This window comes from Niabella pedocola, from assembly GCF_021044425.1.
Taxonomy (GTDB): Bacteria; Bacteroidota; Bacteroidia; order Chitinophagales; family Chitinophagaceae; genus Niabella; species Niabella pedocola.
The window spans coordinates 1389788-1406583 of the sequence record NZ_JAJNEC010000005.1; the positions used below are offsets into that span (position 1 = coordinate 1389788).

A 16796-nucleotide genomic window follows, 5' to 3' on the forward strand; every position below is an offset into this window, starting at 1 on the left:
GCCCAAGTACGCTCGCAAATCCGAATGTTCAGGTCTCAGGGCTGAAAGCTACTTCTTGCCGATGCGGAACAACCGTCCTTTCTCTCCGTCTGTAATGGCGTATAAGGCCCCGTCTGCACCCTGTACCACATCGCGGAACCGCTGCTGCTGATCGGCCAGCAACCGCTCCTCACCCACCACTTTATTGTTTTCGATCACCAGCCGTACAATATGCATACCACTCAATGCCCCGATAAATAAATTATTTTTCCATTCCGGTATGAGGTCTCCGCTGTAAAAAATGGCTCCGCTGGGCGACACTACCGGGTCCCAGTAATAAACCGGCTGTTCCAGGCCCGCTTGCTGCGTAATACCTGCTCCTACTTTTTTACCACTGTATTCCAATCCATAAGTGATCGTGGGCCAGCCATAGTTCTTTCCGGGTTCAATACGGTTTACCTCGTCGCCACCTTTTGGTCCGAACTCATCCTCCCAAAGGTCACCGGTAACCGGGTGTATGGCCAGTCCCTGTACATTGCGATGGCCGTAAGACCAGATCTCCGGACAGGCATCACCGGCATTAAATGTTGGATTACCAGCAGCCGGCTTACCGTCTTTGGTGATCCGCAATATCTTACCCAATGCAGAATTTAAATGCTGTGCCTGCGGACGGGATACCGTATCGGAGCGCTCGCCGGTGCTTACAAAAAGATTTCCCGCCTTATCCCATACCAACCGGCCACCATAATGGAGCTTACTCGGAAAGGCCGGCAGCGCCTGGTAAATAACGGTTGCTCCTTCAATGGTTTTTTCATCTGCCGCTAATTTTCCCTTGCCTACAGCGGTTAAGGTTCCCGGGGGAACATCCTGGGAAAAAGTAAAATAAAGGGTGCGGTTTGACGCAAAATCCGGATCAATAGCTACATCCAGCAATCCGCCCTGTCCTTCACTGTTCACCTTGGGCAAACCCGTGATGGGTGCACTCAGTTGGCCGCTGGCAGTGGCTATACGCAGGGTACCGTTTTTCTCCGTGATCAGCAAGCGGCCGTCGGGCAAGGCAGTGATCCCCCAGGGATTTACCAGTCCGTCCGAAAGCATTTTTACATCCAGCGGCGTTTGGGTATGTACGCCTTTTATGCGGGTTTGCCCTTCAAATGCCGGTTTGTAATCGCTGTTAGGCTTTTTAGTTTCTACAGCGGCGGCGGAAGAATCCGTATCTCCACCAGGTTTCACATCGTGTGACGAATCCGCATTACAGGCAATGAGCAGGGAGGCGGCCAGCGCACCTGTCAACAGTGGTTTAGCATTAAAATACATTGTTGAATCTTTTTAGAGAGTTTAAAAATAGCACAAATCCAATGAAATGAAGCGGTTTTGATCACAAAATCGGGGCAAACACATCCGATGATGTTGCTGCAAATACGCAGATTCCGTTGATTGCTGCGGATAAAAACGCCCGGGGAACGCGTCGCCCACCTGCGTATCTGCGGTATTAAAACAGGATGCTGAATCCACCTTTTTTTATTAATATACGGCTGTACTGTTAACAAAATAGCCGCAAAAGCGTTTTTCATATAGAAATATATTTCATAAAAAAACGGTGCCTTTAAAAGCTTTTTACGACTTTTGCGGCTCGAAATCATTAATTAGTTTTGTTTTGAACAAAAAGGCAATATACGGTCTCCTCATTGCGATCATTTTACCGCTCACCTGCTATTTTATTATCAAGCATTACAGCGACCAGGCCGTGGTATTGCCGCAGCGTTATTTTCCAGACTCTATTAATTCTTCACTGAAGGATGGTAAAAAGGTTTCGGATACGGTATGGCATCGCATCAATGATTTTAAGCTCATCAACCAGCTGGGTGAAACCGTTACCCTGGATAAATACCGGGGTAAGATCATCATTGCCGATTTCTTTTTTACGCATTGTCCCACCATCTGTCCGCCGCTTACACTTAACATGAAGCGGCTGCAAGGCTCCATTACCAATTCGGAGCGGGTAGGCGACCGCACCAATAACGACGTACAGTTTATCTCTTTCAGTATTGATCCCGAGCGGGACTCGGTACACCAGTTGAAAGCCTGGGCGGACCGGTTCCAGATCAACCCCCAGCAATGGGACCTGCTGACGGGTGATAAAAAGACCATCTACGATCTGGCGCTGAAAGATATGCGCATCGGGTTGGTGGATGGAAAGGGGATTGATACCAGCTTTATCCATACGGATCATTTTGTGCTGATCGATAGCAGCCGGGTGATCCGGGGGTTTTATCACGGACTCGATAGTGCCTCCCTGGCAAAAATCTCCCGCGATATCGTATTGCTGACGCTTGAGAAAAACCCCAATGAAAAGAGTGCGCTCTCCGGGCAATTCAATCTCCTGGCCATCGTGTTCCTGGTGGCCGCTATAGTGGTAGGCTTATTCCTGATCGTGTTTAAAAAGAAAAAAAATGTTGACCCCGTCGTGGACCAAAAATGATAAGAAGGCCAACCTTCTTATTTATACTTTTTCCGTTATTGTATTTGCTGTTGTGGTTGCCCTGGGGCGTGTTCAATTGAACGTTCAGCCGGGTTTTGATGTACATATTTTTGCTCAAATCAATGCCGTCATCAACTCTATTGTAGCCGTGCTGCTGGTAGTAGCGCTGTTTGCGGCCAAAAGCGGTAAATACCTGCTGCATAAACGGCTGATGCTGGTAGCCATGGTGCTTTCCATTCTGTTCCTGGTCAGTTATATTGCCCATCACCTGTTAGCGGGCGACACCAAATTTGGTGGCACCGGCACCATTCGATTCATTTACTACTTCATTCTTGGCACCCATATCCCGCTTGCGGGCATCATCCTGCCGTTTATTTTATTTACGGCGTACAGGGGGCTTATCGGCGAATATCCCCGGCACCGGAAAATAGCCCGTATTACCTGGCCCATCTGGTTCTATGTAGCCATAACCGGTCCCATCATTTATATATTGATCAGTCCTTACTACTAGGCATCCTGTTTAAAGCTTTATACAACCGGCCCGGTGCCGGACGTGCCGGGAACCATTCGTTACATGGAAAAATTCCTGCAGCCGGCAGCGCCTGTTATATGAAAAATATTTTTTATGCTTTTTATATAATAGTATCTTTATAGTAATAGCATTTCTTAACAGTATTTGCTGCTTAATGGCTTTTTATATACAACCTATGAATAAGACAACCGTTAACCAACGCAAGGTAAAAAGCACGCCTCCGGAAAAGTGCTTATCTCCGGAACAGACTTTATTTACTGATCTCTCGCAGCTTATAGATCAAAGTCAGCATCAATTTGTGCAGCAGGCAAACAGTGCCCTTACCATGCTTTTTTGGCATATTGGCAAGCGCATTAATGAAGACATTCTCGAAAACAGGCGGGCAGGCTATGGTAAACAGATCGTGCCTGCATTAGCCGCACAATTAAAAACCCGTTACGGCCGGAACTTTGAAGAAAAAAACCTGCGCAGAATGCTGCAGTTTGCAGAGCAATTTCCTTCTGAGGAAATTGTCGTGACAGCGTCACGACAATTGAGCTGGTCGCATATCCTGGTATTATTGCCGCTTAAAAACCGGGACGCGCAACTGTATTACGCCCGTACTGCATCCGACAATATGCTGAGTGTAAGAGCATTGAGGCATCAAATAGCAATCAAGGAATATGAACGTACAACCATTGCTAATTTGCAGAATACAAGCAATCATCCGGCGCTTCAAAATAATTTCAAAGACCCTTATTTCCTGGATTTTTTGGGTCTTCAAAATACCTATCTGGAAAAAGATTTAGAAGCCGCTATTCTAAAAGAACTGGAAACCTTTATACTGGAATTGGGAAACGGTTTTGCTTTTGTCGATCGCAGGAAAAGAATGGTGATTGACGGAGAAGATTTTTACCTGGACCTCCTGTTTTATCACCGGGTTTTAAAACGATTGGTAGCCATAGAACTCAAGCTTGGAAAATTTGAAGCGAAACATAAAGGCCAGATGGAACTTTACCTTCGGTGGCTGGGTAAATATGAAAAGCAGGAGGGAGAGTTTCCACCGGTTGGCCTGATTTTGTGCACGGAAAGCAGCCGCGAGCAGATCGAATTACTGGAAATGCACAAAGACGGTATTATGGTGGCAGAATACTGGACCGAGCTACCCCCTAAAAAGGAATTAGAAAAAAAGATACATCATATTCTTATAAAAGCCCGCGAACGTATCGAAAATAACCGGTTGCTGGAATAGTTGGTGCCCGTACCGTTTAGCTCCCTGGTTTTATTTCAGGATCATTTTCAGATTGGCAAAACTGCCATCCGACTGGTGCCCGGTCCAAAAACCAATCCGGCCTCCCGCCCTGTTACTCAACCGGGTTACAACCAGGTCGGGTTCCGGCCGGTTGTTTACAAATACCTTTACATCAGCGTTATCAATGACCACCCGCACATGAAACCATTCATCGGGTTGAGGAGGCTGCCGCAGCCCCTGCTCATATTGATTGGGATAATCGGTCCGCAGTATTTTCCAGTCATGTTCCGGCAGTGAAATATACTGAACAGCATGGCTTCTCCGGATCGTATCTGCCGCTCTGAAATTAAACGGCCGGAAATAGACCACTTCCATTGTGCTGTCATTTACGCCATGAAACGCTATGCCAACAAAGCTTTGCTGCAATACATCCCTTCCCTTTACATCAAACTCCAGCACACCATTGGTCAACTGATAGCCTGTCAGCCAGGCTACTCCATAGTTATCTTTGGCATTCAGATAAAGGCTTTTGTTATTTTTCAGATCCTTCTGCAGCGTTATATCCCGGTTAAAAACGGTCAGCTTTTTTCCGGCAACCAATTTTTCCAGGTCAGGTCTTACTTCCCTTACAGACTGTCCCACACAACACATTGTAAAGAAAGCAAGCAGGAGCAATAAAAATGTTTTCAGCATCATATTCGTTTATTGATTAAAATTTAAGTTGGTATCAGGAGCGATGTTCATCTCCGGCTTTTCACTTCTTTTCTGCACGCCGGTGGCGAAAAATACCCGCAGGAATCTCATAACCGTCCGATGTTGGTGAAAGATGCAGATATCCCGTCTGTACTCCGTCCAAACCCACTTCGTTGAATACCAGGGATGCCGTCTTCCGGATATGGCTTTCTTTAAAACTGGTTTTATCAACGGCAGCCAGTCCACCGGCGTTCAGATACATTCCTGCATAGTGCTTATTGTTTGCAATAATAGAGTTGCTGAAAATATATTGAGGATCCGTGCCTTCAGGGCTCAGCCAGAAAAAATTACAATCAGAGATAATATTATCCCGGAAAATAAATGTGTTATTAAAAGGCCCGAACCATACAGCCGCCTCATAAGCCCCGTAAATAATAGAGTGCGTCAGCGAAAAATCCTTTATTCCCCGGAAAAGCAGCAAGGCATTTTTACAACCGTAAAAGATACAATGCTCCACTTCTGTACCTGGTCCATGTGCCCAAAGCGCACCCTGTATGGGCGCTGCATTTTTATCCCCTACAAAATAGCATTGTGCAACCTTTAAACCGCTGTAAAGCGTATCTTCTTTTTTTACCGGGTAATAATAATCCACACCCGGGTGGGCATTGCCGGTAAACTTCAGTCCCTGTATTACGACATTATTGGCGGCGATGAGCAGGCCTACGCAGTGTGGAAATTTCCGGTTAGGATCATTATTGTTGCCGGAAACCGATTGGATCACGGGCATTTTCGCCGGTGTCCATGCGGTGTCATCGGGCATTACAGCAGCTTCTATTGTAAAACGGGCACTGAACCTGTATGCTTTTCCTGTGGTAACCGTTATCTTATTTTTAAGCAGGTACAAACCAGGCGCCAGTTTAATGGTAATGGCGTCATTACCCGGAAGTGCTGCTGCTGCCAGGGCGGCCTTTTCCAAACTGGCAAATGGCGCCACCGATGTGCCCCCGGAACGATCATTGCCTTTTACCGGATCTACAAAAATAGTTTGGGCACCGGCACCACTACAGACAATGACCATCATTGCTGCTGAAAACAATTTTAAGCGATTTTGCATTTTTATGATTTGGTGAAAAATGATGGCACAAATTTGTACGCACTGCCAGAAATTGTAAATTCATGGCCTGTTCAAGTTTGTTCAAATCGCATCACAGCGTTGATTATGGATGAAAACACGGATTATTTGCTAAAATGCCGGGAAGCGGTCGAAAAAAAACTGGCCTGGGGCGATCCATCAGGGTGGCAACACCAGGACTTTGAAAACCTGGGTGACCGGATCTTTGAGTCGACCGGAGTGGTGTTAAGTGCGAGTACGCTTAAACGCATCTGGGGCAAAGTGCAGTATAACAGTAAACCCAACCTCAGTACACTGGATGCCCTGGCCCGGTTTATCGGCTATGCCAACTGGAGAACTTTTACAGCGGCACAGGTCTCCCCAAAAGAACCTGTGCCACAACAGAAAACACGGCGTACCGGCAAGTTGGTTATATGGCTGCTGCTGGTTGCTGCCGGAGCCATACTGATCGGTTTTGCCCTGGTAACAAAAACTTCCAAAAAGCTCACTTACCATGCGGTCCGTTTTTCCAGCAGACCGGTTACCAGGGGCGTACCCAACACCGTGGTTTTTGAATATGACGCCCGGCAATCAAATGCCGACAGTGTTTTCATCCAGCAAAGCTGGGACCCTAAAAGGCGGTTCAGCGTAGATAAGAACCGGCATACTTATACCAGCACGTATTATATGCCCGGCGTTTACAAGGCTAAATTGGTTTTAAATGATTCCATTGTAAAAGAACATGACCTGATCATCGAGTCTGACGGATGGATGGGTGCCCTCCGGCATGAACCGGCACCCGTTTACGTAACGGACCGGCTGCAGCATATTCCAGGGCAAACCGGCATCGGTCAGCAGGACCTGGACGATCTGAATTTAGAACAGGGCAAGGCAGCGCCCGTATTGATGCTGGCGAACGTAAACCGGAATTTTGATACCCATAGCAATAATTTTCTTTTAAGCATGGAGCTTCAAAATACCTACAAGGGAACCAATTCCCCCTGCCTCCATACTAATATCCTGGTATTGGGTACAGATGGCTATTTGTTGATTCCGCTTGGCAAACCGGGCTGTGCCGGCGAATTGAATATGATGCTGGGTGAAAAAGCTGTTGAAGGAAGCACCAATGACCTTTCAGCGCTTGGCGTTGATTTTATAAAACCGGCACAACTACAATGCAACGTCCGGAATCAGCAGATCCAAATAATGGTAAACGGCAGGGCCGCCTATACCGGCCGGTTTGAAAAAGATATCGGCCGGATCGTGGGCATCCAGGTAAATTTTTCCGGCACCGGTTTCATCCGCAATTTTCAATTAAAAGCAGCGGAATAGATTAAAAAGAACAAGGGTATTAGGCTATCTTCGCCCCATAAAATTAATATTCAACCATAATGAACGTATTTGAAGTCCGGGGCGGTAATCGTTTAAAAGGAGAGATCCACCCGCAGGGTGCAAAAAATGAGGCGTTGCAGATCATTTGTGCGGTATTGCTGACTCCTGAAGAGGTAACGATCAGGAACATCCCGGATATCCTGGATGTAAACCTGCTGATTGAGCTGCTGGCGGAAATGAATGTGGAAGTGAACCGGGTTGACCGCAGCACCTGTATCTTCCGGGCAAAGGATGTAAACATCGATTACCTGCACAGTGAAGCCTTCTGTAAAAAAAGCGGCAAACTGCGTGGCTCCGTAATGCTGGCGGGTGCCATGCTGGCGCGTTATAAAAAGGCATTTATTCCAAAGCCCGGTGGTGACCAGATCGGGCGCCGCAGGCTGGACACGCACGTGATTGGCTTTGAAAAATTTGGCATCAACATCAATCATAATGAAGAAGACGGTTTTTTTCACCTTTCTGCCAAAGAGCTGAAGGGTACTTATATGTTGCTGGATGAGCCTTCCGTAACCGGTACGGCGAATGTAGTGATGGCGGCCACCATGGCTACCGGTACTACTACTATTTATAATGCCGCCTGCGAACCCTACCTGCAGCAGCTTTGTAAAATGCTGAACCGGATGGGGGCAAAGATCAGCGGTATCGGCAGCAACCTGCTTACGGTTGAAGGGGTAAACTATCTGGAGGGCACCGAGCATACAATCCTTCCGGACATGATTGAAGTGGGCTCTTTTATTGGCCTGGCGGCCATGACCCAAAGCGATATCCTGATCAAAAATGTAAGCGTTCCGGACCTTGGAGTGATCCCCAACCGGTTTGAACAACTGGGCATCCAGCTTGAAATCAAAGGAGACGATATTCACATTCCGTCCCAGGAAAGCTATACCATACAAAAATATTTCGACGGTGGAGTGTTAACCATCTACGACCATCCCTGGCCGGGCTTTACGCCAGACCTTCTGAGCATTGTACTGGTAACCGCCATACAGGCACATGGCAGTGTACTCATTCATCAGAAGATGTTTGAAAGCCGTCTCTTTTTTGTAGATAAACTCATCGATATGGGCGCCCAGATCATTCTCTGTGATCCGCATCGCGCTGTGGTAATTGGCCTGGGCCGTGAACGGAAACTGCGGGGCATTACGATGAGCAGCCCGGATATCCGCGCCGGCGTGGCACTGTTAATTGCAGCACTGAGCGCCGAAGGAAAAAGCATCATTCAGAATATTGAGCAGATCGACCGGGGATACCAGCAGATCGATACGCGGCTGCAGGCCCTGGGAGCAGATATCAGAAGAGTGCAGAAATGAGCCATCAACTATCAGATATCAGCCATCAGACATCAGATACCAGGTATCAGCCATCAGGCGTCAGAAATGATGCAGCGCCTATCGGGGTTTTTGATTCCGGTTATGGCGGATTAACCGTGCTGAAGGAACTGGTAAAGGTGCTGCCCCAATATGATTACCTGTATCTGGGCGACAATGGCCGTGCACCCTATGGTAACCGCTCTTTTGAAACGGTATATGAATATACCCTGCAATGTGTACAATGGTTTTTTGAGCAGGGCTGCAGCCTGGTGATCCTTGCCTGTAATACGGCTTCTGCCAAGGCACTGCGCAGCATCCAGCAAAATGACCTGCCCCGGATTGCTCCGGATAAACGGGTACTGGGCGTGATCCGCCCAACAACCGAGGTCATCGGCGAATACTCTGAAAACGGCGAAATCGGCATCCTGGCAACAAAGGGTACCGTCAATTCCGGCTCTTATCCCATCGAGATCCATAAGTTTTTCCCCGAAGCGCGGGTATACCAGGAAGCCTGTCCCATGTGGGTACCCATTGTGGAGAACAATGAGATCGATACGCCCGGCGCTGATTTCTTTATAAAAAAGAACCTGCATGCACTGTTTCACAAAGGCCCTAAAGTGGATGCGGTATTGCTGGCCTGCACCCATTACCCGCTACTAAAAGATAAGATACAGGAGCATTTGCCGATTGACGTAAAACTGGTCTCCCAGGGCGAACTCGTGGCCAATAGCCTGGCCGACTACCTGCGCCGGCACCCGGAAATGGAACAGCGCTGCAGCAAGAACGGCCGGCAACAATTCTTTACCACGGACGCTACCGAAGATTTTGACAATCATGGCACCCTTTTTTTCGGGGCGCCGGTCAGCAGCACCCATATCGTTTTATAAAATCAACGGCCGCAGTACAACCCCGGTGTTCAGGGTGATTGGAATTCAGCCGATTTCTGCTAACTTCAGGAATCAATCGTACTATTTTTTATCAAAAAACGGAATGTGATGAACAGAAGTGCCTTTCTCAAAACAATTGCCGCAGGTACAGCGGGTTTATATACAACAAACCTGTTTGCAGGCAGCGTAAAGAAAAAATACATGGCCATGCAATTGTTCTCGGTAAGAGAAGCCGTGGCAAAGAACCTGGAAGGCACGTTGGAAAAGCTGGTCGGGATCGGCTATAATGAACTGGAAATTTATGGCTATGACGGAAGCTTCTTTGGTAAAACCCGGGCCGAATTCAGCTCCATTTTAAAAAATACCGGTGTAAAAGTGGTCAGCTCCCATCACCTTACCGGATTCCAGGTAAAATCGAAAGGAACCTTAAAAAACGGCTGGGAACAAGCGGTAGAAGACCTGCATGCCATCGGGGCCCGGTATATGGCCTGCGCCTATTTATTCCCCGAAGAAAGAACCCCTGAGATTTATGCGGCGCTTCCGGACCTGCTCAACAAATCTGGTGAAAAAGCCGCCGCTGCCGGGATGGGATTTGCTTACCATAACCACGATTTTGAATTCGAAAAATATAATAATACACTGGTATACGACCATTTAATAACCAATACCAACCCCAAACTGGTAAATATGGAGCTGGATCTTTACTGGATCAGCAAGGCGGGGCAAGATCCCGTGGCGTATTTTAACAAATACCCGGGCCGGTTCCCGCTTTGGCATGTAAAGGATATGGAAGCCGGAACAGGGGCCATTACCGAAGTGGGCCATGGCACCATTGATTTTGACCGGATCTTTGCCGCAAGAAAAACGGCCGGCCTGAAGAAATGGTTTGTAGAACAGGACACCAGTAAGGGCGATATGTTTGAAAGCCTGAAGTTCAGCCATGACCACCTGGCAACAAAAAAATACATTTAAGCCCGGTAGCGCCATTTTCCAGGTTTTTCCCTACCTTTGCCGTCCTTTCACAAACCAACGGGAGTGGTGTCCTGTGGTTGAAACTTGAAAACCAGCATGTTCTCCCATGCGCATTCAAAAAATAGTGAAAATTTAAAGATATTATGAAACGTACATTTCAACCCCATCGTCGTCGTCGTAAAACCGTTCATGGTTTTCGTAAACGTATGCAAACTGCTAACGGCCGTAAAGTACTGGCCAGCCGCCGTGCAAAAGGACGTAAGAAATTAACAGTTTCCGACGAAAGGAAATTGAAGTAAGCGATCCAACCGCTTGCAAAAGATGGTAGCTCCGGAAACGGGGCTATTTTTTTTGTCATCACTATTGCGCAAACGTTTGCCTCGCCTTCCGCTCCCGGATCCTTAAAAATAGTTGTAAGTTCGGGAATGCTGAATTTTCTGTACCGCTTGCCCGCGATTGCTTTTTGCACACTTTTTACCTTTTTTGTAACGGCTCAGCCCAGGGCTAAACATAATCTGGAGTTTGATCACCTGGCGCCCCGCTGGGATGAGGCCATGCCACTGGGCAATGGCATGCTGGGCACATTGGTGTGGCAAAAAAACGACCGGCTGCGGTTGTCGCTGGACCGTGCCGACCTCTGGGATGAGCGGAAAGCCCTGGATCTTTCAAAATTCAGTTTCCGCTGGGTAGAGCAGCAGGTATTAAAAAAGGACTATAAACCCGTACAGCAATTGGGCGACTGGCCATATGATCATACGCCTTACCCCACCAAACTGCCTGCCGCAGCATTGCAATTCAACCTGAAGGATTTGGGGGCAGTTGTGTCTAACAAACTGGATATCGCCACTGCGATGAATACCGTTGTCTTTCGGTCCGGCGCCCTATTCCGATCTTATGTACATGCCACTCAGCAAGCAGGGTATTTTGAATTTGAAAATCTACCGGCAACTGTTACGCATCTGCTGATACCGGAACTGGAAATTCACAATTATAACTCCGGGAGGTCGGCCGCAGAAAATGACAACAGCCATTCCGGCGAAGGCCTGGAAAAACTGGGGTACGCCAAAGGCACCGTAACCGCTGTCAATAACAGCATCCGCTATCATCAGCCCACCTATCAGCATCATTATTTTGAAGTGCTGGTACGCTGGACAAAAACCGGGAACCGGCTCACCGGTGCATGGACCATTTCCAATGATGAGGCGGCCGTATTGCCGGCATCCAATCCAACAATAAACGGGCAAAGTCACCGGCAATGGTGGACCCGCTTCTGGAGCCAATCTGCCGTGCAGCTGCCGGACGCCGCTATTGAAAAACAGTATTACCTGGAGTTGTATAAGCTGGGTGCTGTAAGCCGTAAGGGTGCCCCGGCAATAACCTTACAAGCCGTTTGGACCGCCGATAACGGCAGTTTGCCGCCATGGAAGGGCGATTTTCACAATGATCTGAATACACAGCTCAGCTACTGGCCCGCTTACACGGGAAACCACCTGCAGGAGGCGGCCACATTTACCGACTGGCTTTGGAAAATACGGCAAAAAAACCTGCAATATACCCGTCAGTACTTTGAAGTGGCCGGTTTAAATGTTCCCGGGGTGGTTACGTTGAACGGCGATCCTATGGGCGGCTGGATCCAGTATTCCTTATCGCCTACGGTGGGTGCCTGGTGCGCCCAGCACTTTTACTGGCAGTGGAAGTATTCAATGGATGATGTGTTTCTGAAAACCCGTGCGTACCCGTATATTCATGATGCAGCCGTTTACCTGGAACAGATCACCCGGTTGCAGCACGGCGTACGAAAGCTTCCGCTCAGCTCCAGTCCGGAATATAACGATAACGCCATTACCGCCTGGTTCCTCGACTGGACCAATTATGACCTGGCACTGGCGAAATTCCTCTTCACCGCAGCTGCGGAAACGGCAGCGGCCATGAAGCAGCCCGCGGAGGCGGCACGATGGAAGCAAACACTTGCTGAACTTCCCGCATATAACGTGAACGAAACCGGTTTAACCGTTGCACCCGGACAAAATATGGAATCCTCGCATCGCCATTTTTCTCCCTATATGGCCATTTATCCGTTAGCATTACTGGATGTAAATCGTCCGGAAGATAAAAACATCCTCGAAAAATCACTCAGGCATATTGAGGCAAAAGGCACCCGCGCCTGGTGCGGGTATTCATTCAGCTGGATGGCCTCGCTGTATGCCCGGGCCTACCAGGCCGACAGTGCGCTGCGGCAACTGCAGATTTTTGCCGCCAATTTTTGTTCATCCAACAGCTTCCACCTGAACGGAGATCAGAAAGGCGGACAGTATTCCGGCTTCACGTACCGGCCATTTACCCTCGAAGGCAACTTCGCCTTTGCACAGGGCGTGCAGGAGTTATTGCTGCAAAGCAGGCAGGGCTATGCGGAGGTTTTCCCGGCCGTTCCTTCCGGTTGGAAAAACATCCGTTTTACCAACCTCCGTACCGAAGGCGCTTTTCTCGTAAGTGGTCAAATGGAAAAGGGAGCCATAAGCAGCATCAAAATAGTAGCAGAAAAAGGCGGGCGGGCGTTATTCAAACTTCCCTTTTCCAAATGCAGGATCCTTTCACAGCAAAACATGCAATTAAAGCAAACCCGTAACGGCTTTGTAGAACTGCAGGGCAAACCCGGCGGAATGGTAGTGCTTGGCAGTGCAAATTAACCCATGCCCGGTTGCGGAATATGATTATTGAGTGATCGCCTGGTACTGTTATCTGCTTTACTTGCGTCGCACCCTTTGACTTCAGCACTTCTATCGGCTATTAAAGCCGGTCACTTTATGGGGTAAGGAACGCTGGTTTGTATATAAATGAATGCCGTTTCCTTCACCGGCTTTAAGTGTGCCCAAAAAAAAGCGCAGAAAAGCACTGAAGGCGCAATCTGAATCTGCGGTCCTGAATGGATTGAAAAATGGGAAAGTATTGTTTAAGCAGGAGCTTCAGATGCGCTGGTTAAAAGCGGCGCCTAATCTGCGGCCTTAATTAAGTTGCAAACAAAAAATTTTTCAGCATTGAACCCGGATATTATAAAAATCGCCTAAGGAAACGGTATTGATATATAAACGACCGGCAGGCACTGAAACAATGCAGTTCCTCTTATTTTTGCATTTTATCCATTGCAACAAGCAAAAACATACCCGTTTTCAAAAAGCGCCCGACTAAAAAGCCGTAAAAAATTACAGGAGGTTTTTAGCGAAGGAAAGCGTTTTCACACCGGTTGTATAAAACTATTGTACCTCGCCGAACCGGCGACGTTGCCGGAAATAAAGTGTGGCGTAGGGGTCAGCAGCCGGTATTTTAAAAAAGCCGTGGATCGCAACCGTATCAAACGCCTGTTGCGGGAAGCATACCGGTTGCAGCAGGCCGCACTAAAACAAACGGCGCTGCAAACCCAAAGCCGGGTTTCGTTGTTTTTATTGTTTACCGGGAAAGAACTCCCGGATTATGAAACGGTTTATAAACAAACCGGCCATCTGTTACAAAAATTAGCCAACCGGATCAATGAAATGGCTCCTTAAAATAACAAGTCTGCCGTTTATCTTACTGATACGGTTCTACCAGTTGGTTATTTCCCCCTGGATGGGACCCAAATGCCGGTACACTCCCACCTGCAGTCATTATTCGTTAGAGGCCTTTAAAAAATATGGCCCCTTTAAAGGATTCTGGCTTTCTATAAAACGCATTTCCCGCTGCCATCCCTGGGGAGGAAGCGGGTATGATCCCGTGCCCTAGCGCTAGGGGCCGTTTCAGGTTTCATGTTCCAACCTAAAACAACCCTGAAGATTATGGGATACATCGAGCATAAAAAGTCTTAAACCTGAAACATTAAACCTTAAACAAAAGCAATGATCACCGGACTGGGACTTGACGTCATCGAAACCGAACGCGTAGCAGAAAAGATCCAAAAGGAACAGGGCTTCCGCGAACTGGTTTTCTCTGCAGAAGAGATTGCCTATTGTGAGCCCAAGGCGCACAAATATGAACATTACGCCGCCCGCTTTGCGGCCAAGGAAGCGTTGTTTAAAGCCCTGGGAACCGGTTGGGTTACGGGTACCGCATTTAATGAAGTTGCCATTTTGGGCGATGAAAACGGGAAGCCGGTACTGCAATTGAACGGTCAAACTGCGCACACCCTGCAACACCTGGATCTGAAAAAAGTAAGCGTATCGCTCAGCCACCTGAAAAATATTGCCGCTGCTGTAGTCATCATCGAAGCGTAACCTGCCCCTGCCTGAGCAACCCGGCCAAACGGCCGGTTCCACCGCATCATTCCGGGCGTTTTCCCTCCTTTTGCGTTAATAATCACCTATTTTTACATTAAGTTTGTGGTGGTGAAACTTCTATTTTGTCTCTGCCTGATTGCAATATGTCCGCCCTCGGCTGCCCAGGATACTGATATTATTCCTTATCTGGAAGCATGGAAGGTTTCAAACCGGTCGCAAAGCTACCGGGCACAGGTATTTTTTGACTCCCTCCGTATCCATAAAAGCGAAATCATCTACCGGAAAAAGTACCTGGATCATATTGCAAAGCTCCGCCAGTATCTGCAGCATAACCCAAACCGGCGATTAGAGGTCCGGCTGATGATGTTTGAGATCATGGCGGGCAGGGAATACCAGATAGAAAACCGATATTATACGACCATTGATGAGGCCATAAAAAAAGCCTACCCCTTGCGGGACGACCAGCTCAATGCCGAACTCTACAGCATCCGGGCAGACATTCCTCCCGCACCGGAAACGCATCTTTTGTATAACTTAAAGGCCATTGAAATCCAGCGCAGGATCGGGTTTGAGCACTTTCCATATGTTCAGAACCGTTTTTTTGGAGTGAGTTATGTGTTATATGGTCAGGGCGATTACATACAGGCCATTGCATACGGCCGTCAGTGTCTTAAGAAATGGGAACTGGATACCGCGCACCGTGACCCCAGGGTTTTTATTTTTCAATGCGATATCCTGGGAGCCGCTTATAAAAAGCTCAACCAGTTCGATAGTGTGAGGAAGTATTATAACCGGATACTCCAGGCATTAAATCAGGAACCAGATCAAAAGGTAGCCTCGCTTTGGCGGGGAATCGCCCTGGGAAACATCGGGCAAACCTATACAAAAGAGCTACGTTTTTCGGAGGCGCTGCCGCTACTGACCGAATACCTGCAAAACAGCCTGGCTTACCCCGATTCACTCAATATTGCGATGGCCCAAAATGCCTTTGCCTCCTTTTATTTCCAGCAAAAAAGATATGATCAGGCCCTGCTTGCAGCAAGGCAGGCCTGGCAGATCGCAAACCGCCAGCATATTTATGCAGAACTGACCACTTCAGCCGACCTTTTGAGTGCCATTTGCCGGCAAACCGGACAGGCGGACAGTGCCTTTTATTACCACGAACGTTCCGATAGTTTTAAGGAAATTACAAGGGAACGGATTAAAAAAAGAGAGCTGTCCGTAGTCAACGCCCAGATCGCTTTTGACAACCTCAGGTATTCGCTGGTGTTGACTCAATCGCTGGCTAATAAGGAAAAAAGCATTCGAAACGCCGTTCTGGCGGGCATCGTACTGCTTACTGTCATTGCACTGTTATTGTACAACCGGAAGCGGGTAAAAGACCAGTATCAAATGCGCGTTATGGCACTAAAGCATGATGCTGCAAAAAGGGATATCCAGGAAGCCAGGGAAAAGATATCCGTTTTCACCAATAACCTTATTGAAAAAAACGAATTGATCCGGAATTTAGAGCAACAACTGGCCAACACGCGACCCGCCGGATCTGAAATATCAGAACAGTTGCTCAATTACCCGCTGCTCACCGAAGAAGGATGGGAGCAGTTCCGGAAAGCGTTTACCAAGGTTTATCCCGCGTTCTTCAACAATCTGCGCCGGAATATTGATAACCTTACCCCAGCCATGGAGCGGCTGGCTGCGCTTGTTTTTTTACAGCTCACCAACTATCAGATCGCCAATACCCTGGGCATCAGCAAAGACAGCGTAGCCCGCAGCAAACGCCGTTTACGTACCGGCCTAACCCTGGCTGCAGAGCAGTCCCTGGAAGACTATATAGGCACCCTGGCCTGAAGCCCCGGGGCACCGTCGCAGGATGCCGTTCCGTATAAAAATTAAATTTAATACATACGCAACTACATACATATCAATAATTTATATAGAGTTCGGAGTTGTCCTTTTTTTG

General features: G+C 48.0%; 16 protein-coding genes. 13 read left to right on the plus strand and 3 right to left on the minus strand.

Annotation, left to right across the window (positions count from 1 at the left end; genetic code table 11):
• Positions 1-48: 48 nt before the first annotated feature.
• The gene (locus LQ567_RS13380) at positions 49-1296 is read right to left on the minus strand and encodes a PQQ-dependent sugar dehydrogenase (RefSeq protein WP_231005021.1); all 1248 of its coding nucleotides are present in this window, start codon (positions 1294-1296) and stop codon (positions 49-51) included.
• Positions 1297-1636: 340 nt separating this feature from the next.
• On the opposite strand from LQ567_RS13380, the gene LQ567_RS13385 reads away from it, so the two are divergent.
• The 3 genes from LQ567_RS13385 (at position 1637) to LQ567_RS13395 (ending at position 4224) form a co-directional block, all read left to right on the plus strand.
• Positions 1637-2461 (plus strand): SCO family protein, encoded by an 825-nt coding sequence (locus tag LQ567_RS13385; RefSeq protein ID WP_231005022.1) that lies wholly within the window; start codon positions 1637-1639, stop codon positions 2459-2461.
• Positions 2433-2972 carry a DUF420 domain-containing protein gene (locus LQ567_RS13390; RefSeq protein ID WP_231005023.1) on the plus strand — a complete coding sequence of 180 codons (540 nt, stop codon included), beginning with the start codon at positions 2433-2435 and terminating at the stop codon, positions 2970-2972. Before LQ567_RS13385 ends, LQ567_RS13390 begins: the two co-directional genes overlap by 29 nt.
• A gap of 196 nt (positions 2973-3168) precedes the next feature.
• Positions 3169-4224 carry a PDDEXK nuclease domain-containing protein gene (locus LQ567_RS13395; RefSeq protein WP_231005024.1) on the plus strand — a complete coding sequence of 352 codons (1056 nt, stop codon included), beginning with the start codon at positions 3169-3171 and terminating at the stop codon, positions 4222-4224.
• 30 nt (positions 4225-4254) lie between these two features.
• On the opposite strand, the gene LQ567_RS13400 is transcribed toward LQ567_RS13395, so the two are convergent.
• Positions 4255-4920: a hypothetical protein gene (locus LQ567_RS13400; RefSeq protein ID WP_231005025.1), complete on the minus strand. Its 666-nt coding sequence runs from the start codon at positions 4918-4920 to the stop codon at positions 4255-4257.
• A 58-nt stretch (positions 4921-4978) separates the two neighbouring features.
• Positions 4979-6031 (minus strand): right-handed parallel beta-helix repeat-containing protein, encoded by a 1053-nt coding sequence (locus LQ567_RS13405; RefSeq protein ID WP_231005026.1) that lies wholly within the window; start codon positions 6029-6031, stop codon positions 4979-4981.
• Between the two features lie 105 nt (positions 6032-6136).
• Here LQ567_RS13405 and LQ567_RS13410 point away from each other — a divergent pair, with 105 nt between their 5' ends.
• The 10 genes from LQ567_RS13410 (at position 6137) to LQ567_RS13455 (ending at position 16684) form a co-directional block, all read left to right on the plus strand.
• Positions 6137-7360: a hypothetical protein gene (locus LQ567_RS13410; protein ID WP_231005027.1), complete on the plus strand. Its 1224-nt coding sequence runs from the start codon at positions 6137-6139 to the stop codon at positions 7358-7360.
• A 59-nt stretch (positions 7361-7419) separates the two neighbouring features.
• Positions 7420-8730: a UDP-N-acetylglucosamine 1-carboxyvinyltransferase gene (gene murA / locus LQ567_RS13415; protein ID WP_231005028.1), complete on the plus strand. Its 1311-nt coding sequence runs from the start codon at positions 7420-7422 to the stop codon at positions 8728-8730.
• Positions 8727-9617, plus strand: a complete 891-nt coding sequence (gene murI / locus LQ567_RS13420; RefSeq protein WP_231005029.1) for a glutamate racemase — start codon at positions 8727-8729, stop codon at positions 9615-9617. Before murA ends, murI begins: the two co-directional genes overlap by 4 nt.
• Positions 9618-9725: 108 nt before the next feature.
• The gene (locus LQ567_RS13425; protein WP_231007321.1) at positions 9726-10589 is read left to right on the plus strand and encodes a sugar phosphate isomerase/epimerase family protein; all 864 of its coding nucleotides are present in this window, start codon (positions 9726-9728) and stop codon (positions 10587-10589) included.
• 143 nt (positions 10590-10732) lie between these two features.
• Complete coding sequence (gene rpmH, locus LQ567_RS13430; RefSeq protein ID WP_026309617.1) at positions 10733-10888, plus strand: 50S ribosomal protein L34; 156 nt, start codon at positions 10733-10735, stop codon at positions 10886-10888.
• Between the two features lie 126 nt (positions 10889-11014).
• Positions 11015-13276 carry a glycoside hydrolase family 95 protein gene (locus LQ567_RS13435; protein WP_231005030.1) on the plus strand — a complete coding sequence of 754 codons (2262 nt, stop codon included), beginning with the start codon at positions 11015-11017 and terminating at the stop codon, positions 13274-13276.
• Between the two features lie 453 nt (positions 13277-13729).
• Positions 13730-14131 carry a ribonuclease P protein component gene (rnpA, locus tag LQ567_RS13440; protein ID WP_231005031.1) on the plus strand — a complete coding sequence of 134 codons (402 nt, stop codon included), beginning with the start codon at positions 13730-13732 and terminating at the stop codon, positions 14129-14131.
• Complete coding sequence (gene yidD, locus LQ567_RS13445; protein WP_231005032.1) at positions 14115-14345, plus strand: membrane protein insertion efficiency factor YidD; 231 nt, start codon at positions 14115-14117, stop codon at positions 14343-14345. Before rnpA ends, yidD begins: the two co-directional genes overlap by 17 nt.
• Positions 14346-14458: 113 nt before the next feature.
• Entirely contained in the window at positions 14459-14833 is a 375-nt protein-coding gene (gene acpS, locus LQ567_RS13450; protein ID WP_231005033.1) for a holo-ACP synthase, read from the plus strand.
• A 111-nt stretch (positions 14834-14944) separates the two neighbouring features.
• A complete protein-coding gene (locus LQ567_RS13455; RefSeq protein ID WP_231005034.1) occupies positions 14945-16684 on the plus strand; it encodes a tetratricopeptide repeat protein in 1740 nt (579 codons plus the stop codon).
• Positions 16685-16796 lie beyond the last annotated feature (112 nt).